Annotated in this window: 15 protein-coding genes; 9 read left to right on the forward strand and 6 right to left on the reverse strand. The window is 69.2% G+C overall.

What is annotated here, in order from left to right; all coding sequences use genetic code 11:
- The first annotated feature begins 77 nt into the window (after positions 1-77).
- The 4 genes from OEB96_RS16385 to OEB96_RS16400 all read left to right on the forward strand — a co-directional run bounded on the left by OEB96_RS16385 (position 78) and on the right by OEB96_RS16400 (position 3,799).
- Positions 78-2,009: a fumarate reductase/succinate dehydrogenase flavoprotein subunit gene (locus OEB96_RS16385; RefSeq protein ID WP_266216845.1), complete on the forward strand. Its 1,932-nt coding sequence runs from the start codon at positions 78-80 to the stop codon at positions 2,007-2,009.
- Between the two features lie 28 nt (positions 2,010-2,037).
- On the forward strand, positions 2,038-2,808 hold the full coding sequence (locus tag OEB96_RS16390; RefSeq protein WP_266216846.1) for a succinate dehydrogenase/fumarate reductase iron-sulfur subunit: 771 nt from the start codon (positions 2,038-2,040) through the stop codon (positions 2,806-2,808).
- Between the two features lie 43 nt (positions 2,809-2,851).
- On the forward strand, positions 2,852-3,142 hold the full coding sequence (locus tag OEB96_RS16395) for a SelT/SelW/SelH family protein (protein ID WP_266216848.1): 291 nt from the start codon (positions 2,852-2,854) through the stop codon (positions 3,140-3,142).
- Between the two features lie 246 nt (positions 3,143-3,388).
- Positions 3,389-3,799, forward strand: coding sequence for a hypothetical protein (locus tag OEB96_RS16400; protein WP_266216849.1), 411 nt, complete (start codon positions 3,389-3,391; stop codon positions 3,797-3,799).
- Positions 3,800-3,835: 36 nt separating this feature from the next.
- Here the strand turns inward: OEB96_RS16400 and OEB96_RS16405 are convergent, their stop codons facing one another.
- Entirely contained in the window at positions 3,836-4,885 is a 1,050-nt protein-coding gene (locus tag OEB96_RS16405; RefSeq protein ID WP_266216851.1) for an SAM-dependent methyltransferase, read from the reverse strand.
- 134 nt (positions 4,886-5,019) lie between these two features.
- Between OEB96_RS16405 and OEB96_RS16410 the strand changes: the two genes are divergently transcribed.
- On the forward strand, positions 5,020-5,388 hold the full coding sequence (locus OEB96_RS16410) for a thioredoxin domain-containing protein (protein WP_266216852.1): 369 nt from the start codon (positions 5,020-5,022) through the stop codon (positions 5,386-5,388).
- Positions 5,389-5,400: 12 nt separating this feature from the next.
- A complete protein-coding gene (locus OEB96_RS16415) occupies positions 5,401-5,760 on the forward strand; it encodes a redoxin domain-containing protein (RefSeq protein WP_266216854.1) in 360 nt (119 codons plus the stop codon).
- Positions 5,761-5,823: 63 nt separating this feature from the next.
- Here OEB96_RS16415 and OEB96_RS16420 read toward each other — a convergent pair whose 3' ends face one another.
- Positions 5,824-8,400 carry a VIT domain-containing protein gene (locus OEB96_RS16420; RefSeq protein WP_266216855.1) on the reverse strand — a complete coding sequence of 859 codons (2,577 nt, stop codon included), beginning with the start codon at positions 8,398-8,400 and terminating at the stop codon, positions 5,824-5,826.
- Between the two features lie 105 nt (positions 8,401-8,505).
- Positions 8,506-9,486 carry a serine/threonine-protein kinase gene (locus tag OEB96_RS16425; protein WP_266216857.1) on the reverse strand — a complete coding sequence of 327 codons (981 nt, stop codon included), beginning with the start codon at positions 9,484-9,486 and terminating at the stop codon, positions 8,506-8,508.
- A gap of 346 nt (positions 9,487-9,832) precedes the next feature.
- Between OEB96_RS16425 and OEB96_RS16430 the strand changes: the two genes are divergently transcribed.
- The gene (locus OEB96_RS16430) at positions 9,833-10,549 is read left to right on the forward strand and encodes a T6SS effector amidase Tae4 family protein (RefSeq protein WP_266216858.1); all 717 of its coding nucleotides are present in this window, start codon (positions 9,833-9,835) and stop codon (positions 10,547-10,549) included.
- 51 nt (positions 10,550-10,600) lie between these two features.
- Here the strand turns inward: OEB96_RS16430 and OEB96_RS16435 are convergent, their stop codons facing one another.
- On the reverse strand, positions 10,601-12,136 hold the full coding sequence (locus OEB96_RS16435) for a sodium/proline symporter (RefSeq protein ID WP_266216859.1): 1,536 nt from the start codon (positions 12,134-12,136) through the stop codon (positions 10,601-10,603).
- 64 nt (positions 12,137-12,200) lie between these two features.
- Between OEB96_RS16435 and OEB96_RS16440 the strand changes: the two genes are divergently transcribed.
- Positions 12,201-12,797, forward strand: a complete 597-nt coding sequence (locus OEB96_RS16440) for a DUF697 domain-containing protein (protein ID WP_266216860.1) — start codon at positions 12,201-12,203, stop codon at positions 12,795-12,797.
- A gap of 45 nt (positions 12,798-12,842) precedes the next feature.
- Positions 12,843-13,166, forward strand: coding sequence for a tellurite resistance TerB family protein (locus OEB96_RS16445; protein ID WP_266216862.1), 324 nt, complete (start codon positions 12,843-12,845; stop codon positions 13,164-13,166).
- Positions 13,167-13,241: 75 nt separating this feature from the next.
- Here the strand turns inward: OEB96_RS16445 and aceA are convergent, their stop codons facing one another.
- Together aceA and aceB are read right to left on the reverse strand one after the other, a co-directional pair.
- Complete coding sequence (aceA, locus tag OEB96_RS16450) at positions 13,242-14,570, reverse strand: isocitrate lyase (protein ID WP_266216863.1); 1,329 nt, start codon at positions 14,568-14,570, stop codon at positions 13,242-13,244.
- The gene (gene aceB / locus OEB96_RS16455; RefSeq protein WP_266216865.1) at positions 14,563-16,206 is read right to left on the reverse strand and encodes a malate synthase A; all 1,644 of its coding nucleotides are present in this window, start codon (positions 16,204-16,206) and stop codon (positions 14,563-14,565) included. The genes aceA and aceB overlap by 8 nt, the downstream gene beginning before the upstream one ends.
- Positions 16,207-16,338: the final 132 nt, after the last annotated feature.

Consider the following 16,338-nt stretch of genomic DNA (forward strand, 5'->3'; position numbering starts at 1 on the left):
GGCCCTCGCGCCCCCCCTGGTCTCGCCGCTCGCCGCTTCCTATCTGCCATCGTCCTGCCACGCTCGGAACGACCACCATGGAACTCGACGCCAAGATCCCTTCCGGCCCCATCGCCGAAAAGTGGGACAAGCACCGGTTCGAGCTCAAGCTCGTCAACCCCGCCAACAAGCGCAAGTACACCATCCTCGTGGTGGGCTCGGGCCTGGCGGGCGCGTCGGCGGCGGCCACCCTGGCCGAGCTCGGCTACCACGTGGAGTGCTTCTGCTTCCAGGACAGCCCCCGCCGTGCGCACAGCATCGCGGCGCAGGGTGGCATCAACGCCGCCAAGAACTATCGCAACGACGGCGACAGCATCCATCGACTGTTCTACGACACGGTCAAGGGCGGTGACTTCCGGGCGCGCGAGGCCAACGTCTATCGCCTGGCCCAGGTGTCGGTGAACATCATCGACCAGTGTGTGGCCCAGGGCGTGCCGTTCGCTCGCGAGTACGGCGGCATGCTCGACAACCGCTCGTTCGGCGGCGCGCAGGTGGCCCGCACCTTCTACGCGCGCGGTCAGACCGGCCAGCAGCTGTTGCTGGGCGCCTACTCGGCGCTCAACCGGCAGATCGCGTCCGGCCGCGTCCGCATGCACGTGCGCACCGAGATGCTCGATCTGGTGCTCGTCGACGGCCATGCGCGCGGCATCATCACCCGCGATCTGGTCTCCGGGAAGATCTCGCGCTGGGCCGGTGACGCGGTGCTGCTGGCCACCGGTGGCTACGGCAACGTGTTCTTCCTGTCGACCAACGCGATGGGGTCCAACGTCACCGCGAGCTACCGCTGCTACAAGCGTGGGGCCGGCTTCGCCAACCCCTGCTTCACCCAGATCCACCCCACCTGCATCCCGGTCAGCGGCGGCTACCAGAGCAAGCTGACGCTCATGTCCGAGTCGCTGCGCAACGACGGCCGGGTATGGGTGCCCCGCAACGAGGCAGATGCGGGCAAGAGCCCGCGCCAGATCCCGGAGAAGGATCGCTACTACTACCTCGAGGAGCGCTACCCCAGCTTCGGCAATCTCGTGCCCCGTGACGTGGCCTCGCGTGCGGCCAAGCTCGTGTGCGACGAGGGCCACGGCGTGGGAGCCGAGGTCGACGGGGTGCGCAATGCGGTCTATCTCGACTTCGCCCAGGCCATCGAGCGCGACGGCCGGCAGGCGATCTCCGACCGCTACGGCAACCTCTTCGACATGTACGAGCGCATCACGGGCGAGAGCCCCTACGAGACCCCGATGCGCATCTACCCCGCGGTCCACTACACCATGGGCGGGCTGTGGGTCGACTACAACCTCATGAGCACGGTGCCCGGGCTGCACGTGCTGGGCGAGGCCAACTTCTCCGATCACGGCGCCAACCGCCTGGGCGCCAGCGCGCTGATGCAGGGCCTGGCCGACGGCTACTTCGTGGTCCCCTACACCCTGGGCCACTACGTGGTGAACCTGCGCAACGGCGACGTCACCACCGAGCATCCCGCGTTCGACCGGACCCAGAAGGAGGTCGAGGCGCGCATCGACGAGCTCGTCAACCTCAAGGGCGACGTCCCCGTCGACGAATTCCACCGCCGGCTCGGCCGCATCATGTGGGACAAGTGCGGGATGGCGCGCAACGCCAAGGGCCTGGAGGAGGCGCTGCAGGAGATCCCGGCCCTGCGCGAGGAGTTCTGGGCCAAGGCCCGGGTGCCCGGTGGCAGCCCAAGCGAGCTGAACCCGTGGATCGAGCAGGCCGGGCGCGTCGCCGACTTCCTCGAGTTCGCCGAGCTGATGTGCCGCGACGCGCTCTACCGCGACGAGTCGTGCGGCGGGCACTTCCGCGAGGAGCATCAGAACGAGGAGGGCGAGGCCGTCCGCAACGACGAGGTCTTCGCCCACTCGGCCGTCTGGGAGCACACGGGCGTCGGCTCCCAGCCCAGGCTCCACAAGGAACCCCTGAGCTTCGAGTACGTCAAGCTCTCCACCCGCAGCTACAAGTGATCGCCATCCAACGCGCACGAGGAATGCCATGAAGGTCAAGTTCAAGATCTGGCGGCAGAAGGCGGGAGCCCCCACCGGGGCCTTCGAGATCTACGACGTGGACGTGGCCGAGGAGATGTCGTTCCTCGAGGCCATCGACGTGATCAACGAGAAGATCATCCGCGAGCACGAAAAGCACCCCGAGGGTCCGATCGCATTCGATCACGACTGCCGCGAGGGCATCTGCGGGATGTGCTCGATGGTGATCGACGGCGTGCCCCATGGCCCGCGGCAGGGCACGACCACCTGTCAGCTCCACATGCGGGAGTTCACCCGGCGGGGCTTCCGCGACGGCGACACCATCACCGTCGAGCCGTTCCGCGCCAAGGCGTTCCCCGTGCTGCGCGACCTGGTGGTCGACCGGCGCTCGTTCGACGTGATCCAGCAGGCCGGTGGCTTCGTCTCGGTGGGCACGGGGGCGGCTCCCGACGCCAACGCGATCCCGATCGGCAAGGCCGACGCCGATCTCGCGTTCGACTACGCCGCGTGCATCGGCTGTGGAGCGTGCGTGGCCGCGTGTCCCAATGCCTCGGCCATGCTGTTCGTGAGCGCCAAGGTCGCCCACCTCGCGCTCTTGCCCCAGGGGCAGGTCGAGCGCTCCGAGCGGGTGCTTCGGATGGTCTCGACCATGGACGAGCAGGGCTTTGGTGGCTGCACCAACCATGGCGAGTGCGAGGCGGTCTGCCCCAAGGAGATCAGCACCGACTCCATCGTCATGCTCAACCGCGAGCTCATGCGAGCTTCGATTCAGTCCCGCTGAGGCTCGGCTCGCCGCCGCCCCAGCGAGCGCCCGCAAGCACTGGATGCGACCCCGGGTCGAGATCCGCTACTGCCGACGCTGCCGGTTCGTGCTGCGCGCGGGCTGGCTGGCGCAGGAGCTGTTGATGACGCTCGGCGACGTGCTGGGCGAGGTGGCGCTCGTGCCCGGCGACGGCGGCGTGTTCGAGGTGTGGGTCGACGGGGAGCGCGTGTTCGCCAAGTCCGAGTCCGGGCGGTTTCCCGAGAGCAAGGAGCTCAAGCAGCTCGTGCGCGACCGCGTGGATCCGGGGCGGGACCTCGGGCACAGCGATCGGGGGCACGACGGCGACGGGTGATGTCGCTCGGAGCCCGAGTCGCTCGCGCGCCGGCTCGAGCGGGCGCGTCGGTCATCGTCGGTCTCGATTCGCAGGAGAGGTCGTCGACGAGCGGACGTGGGCATCGCGGGGCGCGACCGGCGTGAGGCCGTGCGCGGATCCGATCGCGCACACTGCCGGACTCGCGCTCGTGGGCCCGTATCGCCGCTTGCAACGCCCCTGGCGCCACCCTCACCACGGCGCCTCCGAGTGTGGTCCAATGCGGCCATGCCACTCATCCCCAGCACGATCAACGGCGTCACCGTCGAGTTTGCGCCCACCGTCAACCGCAACGTCGAGCAGCGCATGATCGATGGCTTGCAGCACTGCATCCGCACCGACATCGCGCCCGGGCATGCTCTCGGCACCATCTACATCTCGTCGGGCAACGACTCGCACACGATGCCGAGCCGCCACTCGCAGCAGAAGGCGGTCGACATCTCGCGCATCAACGGCAAGCGGATGTCCGAGTACTACGGAGCCGACGCGACGGTCACCGCGATCACCGATGCGATCCAGCTGGCATTCGAGAGCTACGTGCACCGCCGGGAGAACTTCGGCCCTCACATCAAGCACAAGCTCGGCGGCAACTACAGCGTCAGCGGCCACGGCGACCACATCCACATCTCGGTCAATTGATGGGGGTGGCGGTCGGGCGTGGGCCCTCCAGGTCCGTCAGCGTCCGAGCCGGTAGTGGGAGACCCACCACTGCCGGCCGTGGTCGTAGCCGAACAGCTCGGCGCAGCCCATGAAGAACATGCGCCAGCGCTGCCGCCACACGTGGGCGTGCGCCTGGCCGTAGGTCTGGCCCATGATCGCGAGCACTCGATCCGAGCGCTCGTCGAGGTTGGCGAGCCAGGCGTTCGCGGTGCGCTCGTAGTGGGTACCGGGCCAGCGCCACTGAGCACGCACCCGCAGGTCGTCTTGATGGCGCAGCAGCAGGCCGTCGCTGGGCATGGTCCCGCCCGAGAAGAAGTTGCGACCCATCCAGTCGGTGGTGCCCTCGGTACCGAATGCATAGGGCACGTCGCGGTGGCAGAACAGGTGCACCAGCAGCATGCCCTCGGGATCCAGCCACCGGGCGATGCGCCGCAGCAGCCGGCCATGATTGCGCACGTGCTCGAACATCTCGACCGAGACCACTCGATCGAAGCCCGCGGCGGCCGGCTCGAAGTCGTTGATGTCGGCGGTCACCACCTCCACGTTGGACAGCCCGCGCGTCCGGGCGCGGTCCTCGATGAACGCGCGCTGTGAGCCAGAGTTGGACACGGCGGTGATGTGGCTGGACGGAAGGCGCTCGGCCATCCACAGCGTCAGCGAGCCCCAGCCACAGCCGAGCTCGAGCACTCGCTGGCCATCGGCGAGGGCCGCGTGCTCGCAGGTCTGCCGCAGCGCCGCCTCCTCGGCCTGCACCAGCGTGGACGCGCCCGGCTCCCAGAGCCCGCAGCTGTACTTGAGGTGGGGTCCCAGCACCTCCTGGAAGAACGCGGCGGGGACCTCGTAGTGCTGCGCGTTGGCGTGGTCGGGGAGCGGCGCGATCTCGCTGCGGGACGCCGCGGCCACGAACGCCTCGACCCGGGCCTGGGCCAGCGCGGGATCGTCGGGGACGTCGTCGCGCAATCGCTGTCGGCACAGCCGGCGGATCGCCCAGCGCAGCGCGCCATCGGGCACGCGACCGGACTCGGCGAGGCCGATCGCGATGTCACCCAGGAAGGAGGCATCCATCGCGGCCGGTTCCTACCGCGACTTCCATGGCCGCGGCCACCCGAGCGCGCTTCGGGCTGGCCAAGGGGGTCCAAGAACCGTTGGAACGACGAAACGCGGGCTCGGGGGAGGTGATGGGCTACCCTGGCCCGACGATGACCACGCCTCGCTCGATCGCGTTCCTTGCGGCCGCCGTGCTCGCCTCGGGCCTCGCCTGCGCGAGCGCCCCTCCTGCCGCCGTGGGGCCCGTGACCGGCTCGGCGGTGGGGCCCGCGACCAGCCCCACCGCCGACGCACCCGAGGGTTCGGGCCCGCCGATGTACAAGCCGTCGAGCACCAGCCCCGCGCCCGTGTCGATCGTCGATCCCGCCTACGGAGCGTTCCTTGGGGCCCCCGATGCGCCCGGGATGGGGCAGACCCTGCCCGACTTCGAGGTCCCCCTCGCCGATGGCGGGACGTTCTCGCTCGAGCAGGCCCGCAAGGCCGGACCCGTGCTCGTGATGTTCTACCGCGGGTTCTGGTGACCGGCCTGCAACGTGCAGGTAGGTGACCTGCAAGCGCACCTGGCCGAGTTCGACGAGCGTGGCGTGAGCCTGGTCGTCATCAGCGTCGACGAGCCCGAGGACTCGCTGCCGTGGGCCCAGAAGAAGGGCCTCACCGTGCCCCTGGCCAGCGACCCCGAGCTCGCGCTCATCCGCCGCTTCGGCCTCGAGAACCGCGACCAGCCCGGCCTGGCGCTGCACGCCGTCTACATCGTCGACGAGGACGGCAAGGTATTCTACCGCAAGGTCGCGCGCCGACGGCCCTACTCGCAGGAGTTCCTCGACGCCATCGACTATCACTACCGCGAGCGCGACGGTCGCTGGCCACGAGGCGAGACCGCGGGCCGCGGCTGATCGGCCGACGACCCACGGTCCCTGCACGAGCGAGCGAGCCCGTGGACTCGCTCGCTCACCGGATCACCCCGGCGAGAGCACGAACGGGTAGCGCACGATGACCTTGTTGCCGCCCTCGGCCTTGGGGAAGCGCCAGCGCTTGGACGCCTGTGCGATGCACTTGCCGACCTCCGGGTCGGCGAGCTCGGTCTCCGTCACCACGGCCGCCGCCACGTTCCCCAGCGCGTCGATGACGAACTGGATCACCACCCGACCGCTGAGGCTGGGGTCGCCGATGAGACCCTGGTTGTAGCAGTGGCGGACCTCGTTGAGATGCGCGCGCACGATGCGGCGAATGATGACCGCGTCGAGCGAGCCGGTGACCGTGGCCTTGGCCTGGCGCACCTGGGGCACCCGCTTGCCGCGGCCGCCGAAGCCCACCCCCGAGCCACGGCCGTAGCCCGAGCCCGTGCCACCGCCCGAGCCGGAGCCGATTGCACCACCCGTACCGCTGGGCGGCAGGCCCACGTGGCCCCAGACGGACTCGTGGGCCACGCCCGCGGGCATCTCCACGCCTTGCACCACGGTCTTGCCGCGGCTGTGGCCATCGACCACGCGCGTGCGATCGACGGCGACGAACGCGGTGTGCTCGGTGAGCACCCGGTGGCCCAGCGACAGTGCGATCACTTCCTTCTCCACCGCGCTCTTGCGCGCCGCCGTGGCCCAGGACAGCGAGGGATCGAACTGGAGATCATCGATGCGCTGGCGAGCCCACATCGAGCGCACGCCATCGGTGTCCTCGTCGCGGACCGCCTGCAGCTCCACGGGGAGCTCAACCCGCTGTTGGCCCCGGCGACCACGCACGACGACCTTGCCCTTCAGCGGTCCGTCGTAGCGACCGAACAGCACCACGGGCTCGCCCACGAACAGGTCGGGCAGGGCGTCGGGCACGAGCTCGTGGACCTTGAGCCCGTCGACCTCCACCTCGAGGTCCACCAGGGCCGGGTGCCGCAGCTTCTCGTAGATCCGCTCCACCACCGGCTCGGTGGGCTGCGATAGATCCACGTAGGTCACCGCGCCCCTCCCCATGCGCGCCATGCCGTCGAGCAGGTAGCGATTGACCGAGCTGCCCACGCCCAGGCTGAACAGCCGCGCGTCGCCGAGCTCTTCGGCGATGAGCTCGAACACCTCGCGCTCGTTGCCGATGTAGCCGTCGGTCAAGAACACCACGTAGCGCAGCCGCTCGCCGTTGCGCGGGAGCGACAGCGCCGCCTTGATGCCCTCGGTCATCACGGTCCCTCCCTCGCCCTGCAGGGTGTCGATGTACTCGAGCGCACGCGTGACATTGGCGGGGGTGGGATCGAGCAGCTCGGTGCCCAGGCCCGACGCGGTCTCGGAGAAGCGCAGCACCTGGAACGCATCGTCGGGGCGCAGCCCCTCGATGAAGCGCCGCATGGTGGCCTTGGCCATGTCCATCGGCTCTCCCATCATCGACCCGGAGGCATCCACCACGAACACCAGCTCGCGGCCGGGGACGTCGTCGTCGTCGATCTCCGCCGGCGGCTGGATGGTGAGCGTGAGGTAGCCACCGTCGCCATCGGGCTGGGCCTGGAGGGTGGCGCGGGGCTCGTTGCCGTCGCGGCGCCACGAGAGCACGAAGTCGCGGTTCAGCAGCGCGTAGCGCTCGTCGAGGTGCACCATCGCCCCGAGGTGATCGGGCTCCACCGTCACGCGATGCGAGGTGGTCGAGAGCGCGGTGATCGGACCCCCCGCATCGATCGAGACCTCGATCTCGAGATCGCCGCAGCTACGAAATCCGGGGGGAAGGATCGGGGGGGTGATCCGCGAGGCATCGGGCACCGCATCGGTGTCTTCGACCATGCCCGTGCCCGAGCCGCCACCGCCACCCGCGGCGAGGGGCGTGCCGGGCACGTAGCGCGGTCCCACCACGGTGGGCAGCACCAGCTCGTAGCGGCCACGGTCGGGCCGCAGCGGCTGCACCACGTGCATGCTCACCTCGATCGCCTCCCCGGGCGCCACGTTGGCCACGTGTTGGGTGAAGACGTTGGGGCGCTCCTGCTCGAGCAGACCGGCCGTGTGCCCCGTCTCCTTGGCCTCGTCGTAGATCTCCCGGGCTTGCTTGCGGCGGTGGATCTCCCCGCGGATGGTCCGCTCGCCCACGCGGATCCAGTAGTCGTCGACCGCTCCGTCGTGGGGGAGGGGAAAGGTGTAGACGACCTCGATCGTCTCCGACAGCGGGTTCTCGAACCGCTGCACCACCGTGGTCTCGGCCATGGTACCCACCACGATGGCGTCGAAGCTGGTGTGCCGCAGCGGCAGGCCCATGACCTTGCCGCTCGGAAGCGCGGTGAGCAGCCGCCCCCCGCCCGGATCGTTGGGATCGCTCACCTCCTGGGCCTTCGCGGGCCCCGTGTGGATCGAGCAGTGCTCGGTGGGGAGCGCGTCGCCGGAGTCCAGCTCGGTCGTGGGCTCGGCCGGCGGGTCCTCCTCTCGAGCGAGCTCGGGCTCGGCGAGCGCCTCGAGCTCGGGACCATCGTCCTCGGGAAGCTCGAGCTCGAGCGCAGGGGGAGCCAGGGGAGCGCACGCAACCGCGAGCACCCCGAAGACGAGCCCCATGACGGGCACGCGACGAAGTCTCATGAAACAATCCTCCGAGTTCGCGACACCCCGACATCTGGGTCGCCGAAAGGTTCCCGAAGGAGGTCGGGCCGGCGTCAGCGGCCCCACGCCCGCGCGCCGAGGGGCTCAGGCGTCGTCATCGGCGTGCTCTTGCATGCCCCGCTCGAGGGCATCGGCGTACGCCGCCATCGAGGGCCACCGGGCGGCGCCCACGAGCGCCAGGCCACGATGCACGATCTGATGCAGCCAGGCCGGTACGTCGGTGGTGCGGGGCCGCGGGCGGCGAAAGCCTCGCATGACGTTGTAGGCCAGCTCGGTCGCGGTCTGGCCAGGGAACGGGCGCTCGCCATAGAGCGCCTCGTAGAGGGTCACGCTGCACGCGAACTGGTCCGAGCGCGCCTCGGCCCGGCGCCCCGCGAGCTGCTCGGGTGCCATATAGGCGGGGGTGCCCACGAAGCGATGTCGCGACACCCCGCCGCGCTCCACCTCGACCGTGGGGGCCGCGGTCGCGTCGGCTCCGAAGGTCGAGCGCGCCAGGCCGAAGTCCATCACCCGCGCCCGTCCGTCGCGGCCGACCATGAGGTTGTCCGGCTTGAAGTCGCCGTGGATCATGCCCGCGGTGTGCACGGCGGCCAGCCCCCGCGCGGCGTCCCGGATGATCGGCACGATGTCTCGCCAGGGGCGCGGCTGCTTCATCCACGTGGCCAGGGTCTCGCCGTCCACCAGCTCCATGGCCAGGAACGGCCGATCGTCGAAGGTGCCCACGCCGAGCACGGCGACCACGTTGGGGTGGCTGAGGCGCGCGAGCGTGCCCGCCTCGTGACGCAGCCAGTCGTCCTCCCCCGTCTCGGGATCGGTGTGCCACCGGTGCAGGAGCTTGACCGCGACCTTCTGTCCCCGGTCGTCCGCCGCCTTGTAGACCACGCCCATGGCGCCTTGCCCCAGCGTCGCCTCCACGACGTAGGGTCCGAGGTTGTCGCCCGGCTCGGGGGTGGCAAGCACCGCCGCGCGAGGAGCAACGGCCGGATCGCCCGAAGCCGTCGTCTCCAACATGGAGGGCTCGTCGGGCGGCCGGGTGTGATCGTCGGGCAGCCGGGCTCCTGCCATCGGTTGAGGGGGCTCGCGCAAGGGCGCGTCAAGGAACGTCGTAGGGGAAACGGGCTTTGGGCGAAATCCCGACCTCCATGGGGGCCGGACGCATCGCTGCGCTCTCAAGTGTCCGGGGCGGCGCGGAATTTATCCATATGAAGGCCGGCCGCCCGGGCCAAACGGCGGAAATCGCGGCGCTCTCTCGAGGTCTGGAGGCGGGGCGAAGTCGGGCCCTCGAGTGTGCGCAGAACCCGCTTGGTCGATTGCCAGCCAATGGCTCGATCGTGGCACAGGAATCCCTTACACACCGCAGTTGGCAGAGGCGGCATCAGGTCCCGGCGCCGGAGGCTATCGTTGCGTGGTCATGCCAGCGCGGCTTCAGAGCTTCGACAAGATGTGGGACGCCTACCCCAACCCGGGCGAGTCGGCCGATGCCGCCAAGCACACCATAGGCGGGCAAGTCGATTCCGAGCGCATCGACAACACGTGCGTGATTCGGATCAGTCGGGCCTTCAACTACTCGGGCAACCCGATACCACGCAGCGCCACCGACGAGATCGCAACGCTGCGCGGAGCGGACGGCAAGAACTATGCATTTCGCGTGCGGGAGTTCACCCGCTACATGCGACGCAAGTATGGCGCCCCCGACTTCGAGCACGTCTACCCTCCGCCCGGGGGAGGCGAGGTGCCGCCGAGCTTCAAGGGCCGGCAGGGTCTGGTCATCTTCGAGGTCGATGGCTGGAACGATGCCACCGGCCACATCGACCTGTGGAACGGCACCCGCGCTCGGCACAACGCCTACTTCAATCGCGCCTCGAGGGTGATGCTGTGGGAGGTCCCCGACGCGCCGGCACGGGCGCTCGGTGGATCGGTGGGGGAGGGAGGGCGCAACGATCGCGACGACGTGGAGCTCGTCCAGCAGCTCTTGGCCGACAACGGCATCGATCCCGGGAGCATCGACGGGGTGTGCGGGCCCAAGACCATCGCGGCGCTTCGCAAGTTCCAGGCGCGCTTCCTCAGCCGTCCCGACGGTCGCGTCGACCCCGATGGCCGGACCTTCCGCGAGCTGCTGGGCCTGTGAGCCGCTGGGCGCGTGACCCGGCAGCAACGGCCCGGTCGACGCACACGCGCCTCACGAGGCCGCATCGCGCAGGTCGTCTTCGGACTCCCGCGCGCGCTCGCGGCCACGGCCGTCGAGCACGCTGACCAGCACGCCCGCCACCATCGAGGCGGCGAACGCAGGTGGTAGCTCGCTGAGCTTGGCGAACGCGTCGCCGACCTCGGGCAGGGCGGGCGCGGCGAACTTGAACAGTGGTACCGACACGAAGCCGGTGACCATGGCGGCCAGGGCCCCGCGCGCGGTCATCCTGGACCACCATAGCGACAGGATCATGGTCGGGCAGAACGTGGCGGCGATTCCCGACCAGCCGAAGATCACGAACCAGAACACGGTGCGCTTGGGGGTGGCGAACGCCACGCCCAGCGCGATGGCCAGGGCCAGGAACGCGAGCACGAAGGTGGCCAGCCGGCTGCGGCCCACCAGCGCGTCGTCGGGGGTGTGGGGGGCACGAACCTTCTGATACCAGTCGCGGACCACGGCGCTGCTGGCCACCACCAGCAGCGAGTCGACCGTGGACATGATGGCCGAGAGCACGATCGCGATGAACAGCCCCACGATCACGATCGGCATGACGTGCTCGACGAGGGCGGGGAGCACGGCCTCTCCTCCGTCGCCGAGCTGGGCCAGGTTGGCGGCTGCGCTCGGGCCGGAGCCCACCAGCAGATGGCGGCCCACCAGGCCGGTCAGCACGGCTCCGGTATCCGCCAGCAGGGTCCAGCACAGCGCCACGGCGGCGCCCCGCCGCAGCTCGGACTCGGAGCGCAGGGCGATGAAGCGCACGAAGATCTGGGGCGACCCCAAGAACCCCAGCCCGATGAGCAGCAGGGCGAGGGTGCCGAGGATCTCGGTGCCGTGACCGAACGAGAACTCCAGCAGCGAGGGATCCTGGGCCCGTAGTCCGTCGAGCACCGGGGCGAGCCCGCCGGCGTGCCACAGGGCCACCGCGGGGAGCAGGACCATGCCCGCCACCATCAGTGCGCCCTGGAAGACGTCGGACCACACGACGGCCACGAAGCCGCCGCTGACGATGTACGCCAGCACCACGGCAAAGCCCACCGCGATGCCGACGTAGTAGTTCCAGTCGAGGAAGCTCTCGAACGCCTTGCCCGTCGCGTCGATCTGCGCGCTGACGTAGATGGTGACGAACACCACCAGTGCTCCGGCCGACACCAGGCGCAGCACATGGCCTCGATCGCGGAAGCGAGACTCGAGGTAGTCGGGGATCGTCAGCGAGTCGTAGCGATCGGTGAGGCGCTTGAAGCGGCGGGCCATCAAGAGCCACGCTCCGCCCACGCCCACCACCTCGCCGAGCACCACCCACAGCGATTGCAGGCCCACGGTGGCTCCCATGCCGGTCAGGCCCAGCAGCAGCCAGGCCGACTCCCCGGTGGCGCGGGCCGAGAACGCCACGGCCCAAAAGCCCATGTCCTTGCCACCCGCGAAGTAGTCGCGCACGTCCTTCATGCGCCGCGAGGCGAGGACCCCGATGTAGAGGAGCACCGCGAGGTAGATCACGATCCCGATGAGCTTGATGGCGTTGTCGGACATGATCGATGGACCGCGAACTCGACCCTAACACGCCGACCGGTCGTCGGTGTACGCTGGCTGCGGCATGCAGAGCCACCTCGACACCCTCAAGCGCGTCCTCGACGGAAACTACGATGGTGCCACCGAGGCGGAGAAGGCCCAGGCCGTTCGCGAGCTCGTGCAGGTGTGCAGCGTGGCCGCCGGAGCGATGACCATCCAGCCGATTCCGCTGGTGGACACCGCTCTCATCGCGCCGATCCAGATCGGCATGGTGCAGGGGATCGGCAAGATCCACGGCTACAAGCTCGATCAGAAGTCGATCCTCGAGATCCTGAGCACCTTCGGGGCCAGCATCGTCGCGCAGAACCTCATCATGGCCGCCGCCAAGCTGATCCCGTTCTTCGGGTGGGTGGTGACGATCTCCATGGCCTACGCGCTCACCTGGGCGATCGGCGAGGTCAGCGACCACTACTTCCGCAACGGTCGCAACGTGGACGAGGCCGAGCTGCGGGCGATGTTCGAGCGGGTCTACAAGGCCAAGAAGGACGAGAAGTCCAAGGAGCACAAGCGCAACGACGGCCTCAAGGCCAAGCTCGAGCAGCTCAAGGAGGCACGCCGGGCCGGGCTGCTGACCGACGAGGAGTTCGAGGCCAAGAAGGCCGCGATCCTGGCCGACTTTTGAGATCTCACCCCGAGCCTTCGGGGCTGGGCTATCCTCGGCGTTGCCATGAGCCAGCGGGACAAGTCCCAGGATCGCCTGTTTTGCGAGATCGTTGCGCAGCTCATCATCGCCGACGCGGCCGTGACCGACGACGAGCGCGCCTTCCTCGATCGCCTGATGGAGCGCTTTGGCTTCGACGACGACGATCGCCGGGCCGTGTTCGGCGCCGTGGACATCGGCCAGCCCGTCGACGAGCGCCTCGAGCGTCTCGACCAGGAACACCGCGAGCAGCTGCTGGTCGAGCTCGAGGCCGCAGCCGCGGTGGACGGCGAGGTGGGGCGCGGCGAGGCGGAGATCATCGCCGAGGTCCGCGGCTTGCTGGGGTACTGAAGATGGCGGCCCGCGCGTCCGAACACGAGCGGACGTGGGCCAGCCCCGGTCGTGGCCCACGTCCGCTCGTCGTGGCTACGCTTCCCCGTCCCTCTCCGCGTGTCCGCCTTCGAATTGGGCGGCTTCGGTGCTGTGCTCGAGCGCCAGCGTCGAGCCCTGGCCACCCGTGATCACGCTCGAGATCGCATCGAAGTATCCCGTGCCGACCTCGCGCTGGTGCCTCGTGGCCGTGTAGCCCACGGCCTCCGCGGCGAATTCCGCCTGCTGCAGCCGCGAGTATGCGGTCATGCCCTCGACCCGGTAGTGGCGCGCCAGCTCGAACATCGAGTGGTTCAGCGCGTGGAATCCCGCCAGGGTCACGAACTGGAACTTGTAGCCCATGGCTCCGAGCTCGCGCTGGAACCTGGCGATCGTGGCGTCGTCGAGGTTCTTCTTCCAGTTGAAGCTCGGCGAGCAGTTGTAGGCCAGCAGCTTGTTGGGGAAGTCCTTGCGGATCGCCTCGGCGAAGATCTTGGCCTCGTGCAGGTCGGGGGTCGAGGTCTCGCACCACACCAGATCCGCATACGGGGCATAGGCGCGCCCGCGGGCGATGGCGTGCATCAAGCCTCCCTGGATGCGGTAGAAGCCCTCCGGCGTGCGCTCTCCCGTGATGAACGGCGCGTCGAGCTCGTCGAGGTTGGACGTCAGCAAGCGCGCGCTGTAGGCATCGGTGCGGGCGATCAGCACGGTGGGCACGCCCTCCACGTCGGACGCGAGGCGCGCGGCGATCAGCGAGCGAATGAACTGGCTCGCGGGGACCAGCACCTTGCCCCCGAGGTGCCCGCACTTCTTCTCCGACGAGAGCTGATCCTCGAAGTGTACGCCGGCCGCTCCCGCCGCGATCATCGCCTTCATCAGCTCGAAGGCGTTCAGCGGTCCGCCGAAGCCGGCCTCGGCGTCGGCCACGATCGGCGCCAGCCAGTGTCGCTTGGCTCCGCCCTCGCTGTGCTCGACCTGATCGGCGCGTCGCAGCGCGTTGTTGATGCGCTCGACCATCGTGGGGACGCTGTCGGCCGGATACAGGCTCTGGTCGGGATACATCTGCCCGGCTCCGTTGCCGTCGGCGGCCACCTGCCAGCCGCTGCAGTAGATCGCGGGCAGCCCGGCGCGGACCTGCTGGACGGCCTGATTGCCGGTGATGGCGCCCAGCGAGGCCACATAACCAGGTCCATGGTTGGGTCCCCTGTCGGCGTCGTTCATCATCCGCCACAGCCGCTCGGCGCCCAGCCGGGCCAGGGTGTGCTCGACGACGACCGAGCCCCTCAGTCGCTGGACGTCCTCGGCCGAATAGGGCCGGGTGATTCCCTTCCAGCGCGCGTCATTGAAGGTCAGGGCCGCGTTGGTCTCGCTCTCGTACTCACTCATGGTTCGTTGCTCCGGGGGCTCGGACGGTGGTGATCTGCTCGTAGGCAGCCAAGGTCAGGAAGTCTTCGAGCTCGTCGTCGGTGGAGAGCCGCTCGAACAGCTCGCGGGCGGGGCCGAAGCGGCCCGAGTCGAAGCGGTCGGCGCCCACCCGCTGGCGGATGGCGGCGAGCTCCTCGTCGATCACGGCGTGCAAGCGCTCGCGGGTGAGCACCCGGGCCACGCCGTGCTCGTCCGTGAGCGCGGCGCCGTGCGCCAGCCACTGCCACACCTGCGCGCGCGAGATCTCGGCGGTGGCCGCGTCTTCCATCAACGAGTAGAGCGGCACGCAGCCGTTGCCCGACAGCCAGGCCTCGAGGTACTGGATGCCGACCCGCACGTTCTGCCGCAGCCCTTCCTCGGTGCGCGTGCCCTCGGGCACGGCCACGAGCGCGGCCGCATCGGCGCGCACGTGGTCGCGGGGCACGTCGATCTGGTTGGGCCCCGGCAGGTGCGCGTCGAATGCTTCCCGCGCAATGCCGATGAGCCCTGGATGTGCGACCCAGGTGCCGTCGTGGCCGGCCTGCACCTCGCGCAGCTTGTCGGCCCGCACCTTCTCCATGGCGGCACGGTTGGCCTGCGGGTCGTCCTTGATGGGGATCTGGGCCGCCATGCCGCCCATTGCGTGGATCCGACGGCGGTGGCAGGTCTCGATGACCCGCGCGGTGTAGGCCCTCATGAACGGCTGGGTCATGCCGACCTGGGCGCGATCGGGCAGCACGAAGGCGGGGTGCGCCCGGAAGGTCTTGATGAACGAGAAGATGTAGTCCCAGCGCCCGCAGTTGAGCCCGGCCGAGTGCTCTCGCAGCTCGTAGAGGATCTCGTCCATCTCGAACGCGGCCGGCAGCGTCTCGATGAGCACCGTGGCGCGGATCGAGCCGCGCGGGATCCCCAGCCGGTCTTGCGCGCGTATGAACACGTCGTTCCACAGCCGGGCCTCGAGGTGGCTCTCGAGCTTGGGCAGGTAGAAGTACGGCCCGCTGCCCCGCGCGAGCAGCTCGGCCGCGTTGTGAAAGAAGTAGAGCCCGAAGTCGAGCAAGCACCCCGGGATCGGTCGCCCCTCGAACGTGACGTGGTGCTCGGGCAGGTGCAGCCCCCGGGGCCGGACCATGAGGGTGGCCAGCCGGCGCTCGGCTCCATCACCGTCGTCGAGCGCGTAGTGCTTGCCGGTGATCGGATCATCGAAGGTCAGCGCGCGCCGCACGGCGTGGTAGAGCGCGAGCTGACCGCCGATCTCGTTGGCCCAGGTGGGGGCGCACGAGTCCTCGCAGTCGGCCATGAACACGTTGGCCCCCGAGCGCAGCGCGTTGATGATCATCTTGGGGTCGACGGGACCGGTGATCTCCACCCGGCGGTCGAGCAGGTCGGCCGGGATCGGGGCGACCGTCCAGTCGCCCGCCCGGATGTCGGCCGTCTCGGCCAGGAAGTCCGGCCGCTGCCCCGCGTCGTAGCGCGCCCTCAGCTCTCGCCGACGCAGCAGCAGCGCGTCGATGCGCGGCGCATGCTCGGCCACGAGGGACGCCACGAATCGCAGCGCGTGCGGGGTGAGGATCGTTTCGTAGCCTTCGGTCGGTCCGAGGACCTCGAGGTCTTCCACCATCGATGTTCTTGCTCCCCGAGCAACCTGGCCTTGATTCCGGCCAAGTCCAATGCAAATATTTACTCGATCTCATGGACCGTCAAATGCGAAATGATTTCGTCTAGTTGATGCTTGACTAATCGATCCGAGTTG

This window comes from Paraliomyxa miuraensis, from assembly GCF_026337845.1.
In the GTDB taxonomy this organism is placed as follows: Bacteria; Myxococcota_A; Polyangia; order Nannocystales; family Nannocystaceae; genus Paraliomyxa; species Paraliomyxa miuraensis.

What these genes read in the sequence shown, in the direction of transcription:
- aceA (WP_266216863.1), bottom strand. Translation starts at nt 14,570, where the DNA reads ATGAGTGAGTACGAGAGCGAGACCAACGCGGCCCTGACCTTCAATGAC.
- OEB96_RS16420 (WP_266216855.1), bottom strand. Translation starts at nt 8,400, where the DNA reads ATGAGACTTCGTCGCGTGCCCGTCATGGGGCTCGTCTTCGGGGTGCTC.
- OEB96_RS16435 (WP_266216859.1), bottom strand. Translation starts at nt 12,136, where the DNA reads ATGTCCGACAACGCCATCAAGCTCATCGGGATCGTGATCTACCTCGCG.
- OEB96_RS16400 (WP_266216849.1), top strand. Translation starts at nt 3,389, where the DNA reads ATGCCACTCATCCCCAGCACGATCAACGGCGTCACCGTCGAGTTTGCG.
- OEB96_RS16430 (WP_266216858.1), top strand. Translation starts at nt 9,833, where the DNA reads ATGCCAGCGCGGCTTCAGAGCTTCGACAAGATGTGGGACGCCTACCCC.
- OEB96_RS16410 (WP_266216852.1), top strand. Translation starts at nt 5,020, where the DNA reads ATGACCACGCCTCGCTCGATCGCGTTCCTTGCGGCCGCCGTGCTCGCC.
- OEB96_RS16425 (WP_266216857.1), bottom strand. Translation starts at nt 9,486, where the DNA reads ATGGCAGGAGCCCGGCTGCCCGACGATCACACCCGGCCGCCCGACGAG.
- aceB (WP_266216865.1), bottom strand. Translation starts at nt 16,206, where the DNA reads ATGGTGGAAGACCTCGAGGTCCTCGGACCGACCGAAGGCTACGAAACG.
- OEB96_RS16385 (WP_266216845.1), top strand. Translation starts at nt 78, where the DNA reads ATGGAACTCGACGCCAAGATCCCTTCCGGCCCCATCGCCGAAAAGTGG.
- OEB96_RS16445 (WP_266216862.1), top strand. Translation starts at nt 12,843, where the DNA reads ATGAGCCAGCGGGACAAGTCCCAGGATCGCCTGTTTTGCGAGATCGTT.
- OEB96_RS16405 (WP_266216851.1), bottom strand. Translation starts at nt 4,885, where the DNA reads ATGGATGCCTCCTTCCTGGGTGACATCGCGATCGGCCTCGCCGAGTCC.
- OEB96_RS16440 (WP_266216860.1), top strand. Translation starts at nt 12,201, where the DNA reads ATGCAGAGCCACCTCGACACCCTCAAGCGCGTCCTCGACGGAAACTAC.
- OEB96_RS16390 (WP_266216846.1), top strand. Translation starts at nt 2,038, where the DNA reads ATGAAGGTCAAGTTCAAGATCTGGCGGCAGAAGGCGGGAGCCCCCACC.
- OEB96_RS16395 (WP_266216848.1), top strand. Translation starts at nt 2,852, where the DNA reads ATGCGACCCCGGGTCGAGATCCGCTACTGCCGACGCTGCCGGTTCGTG.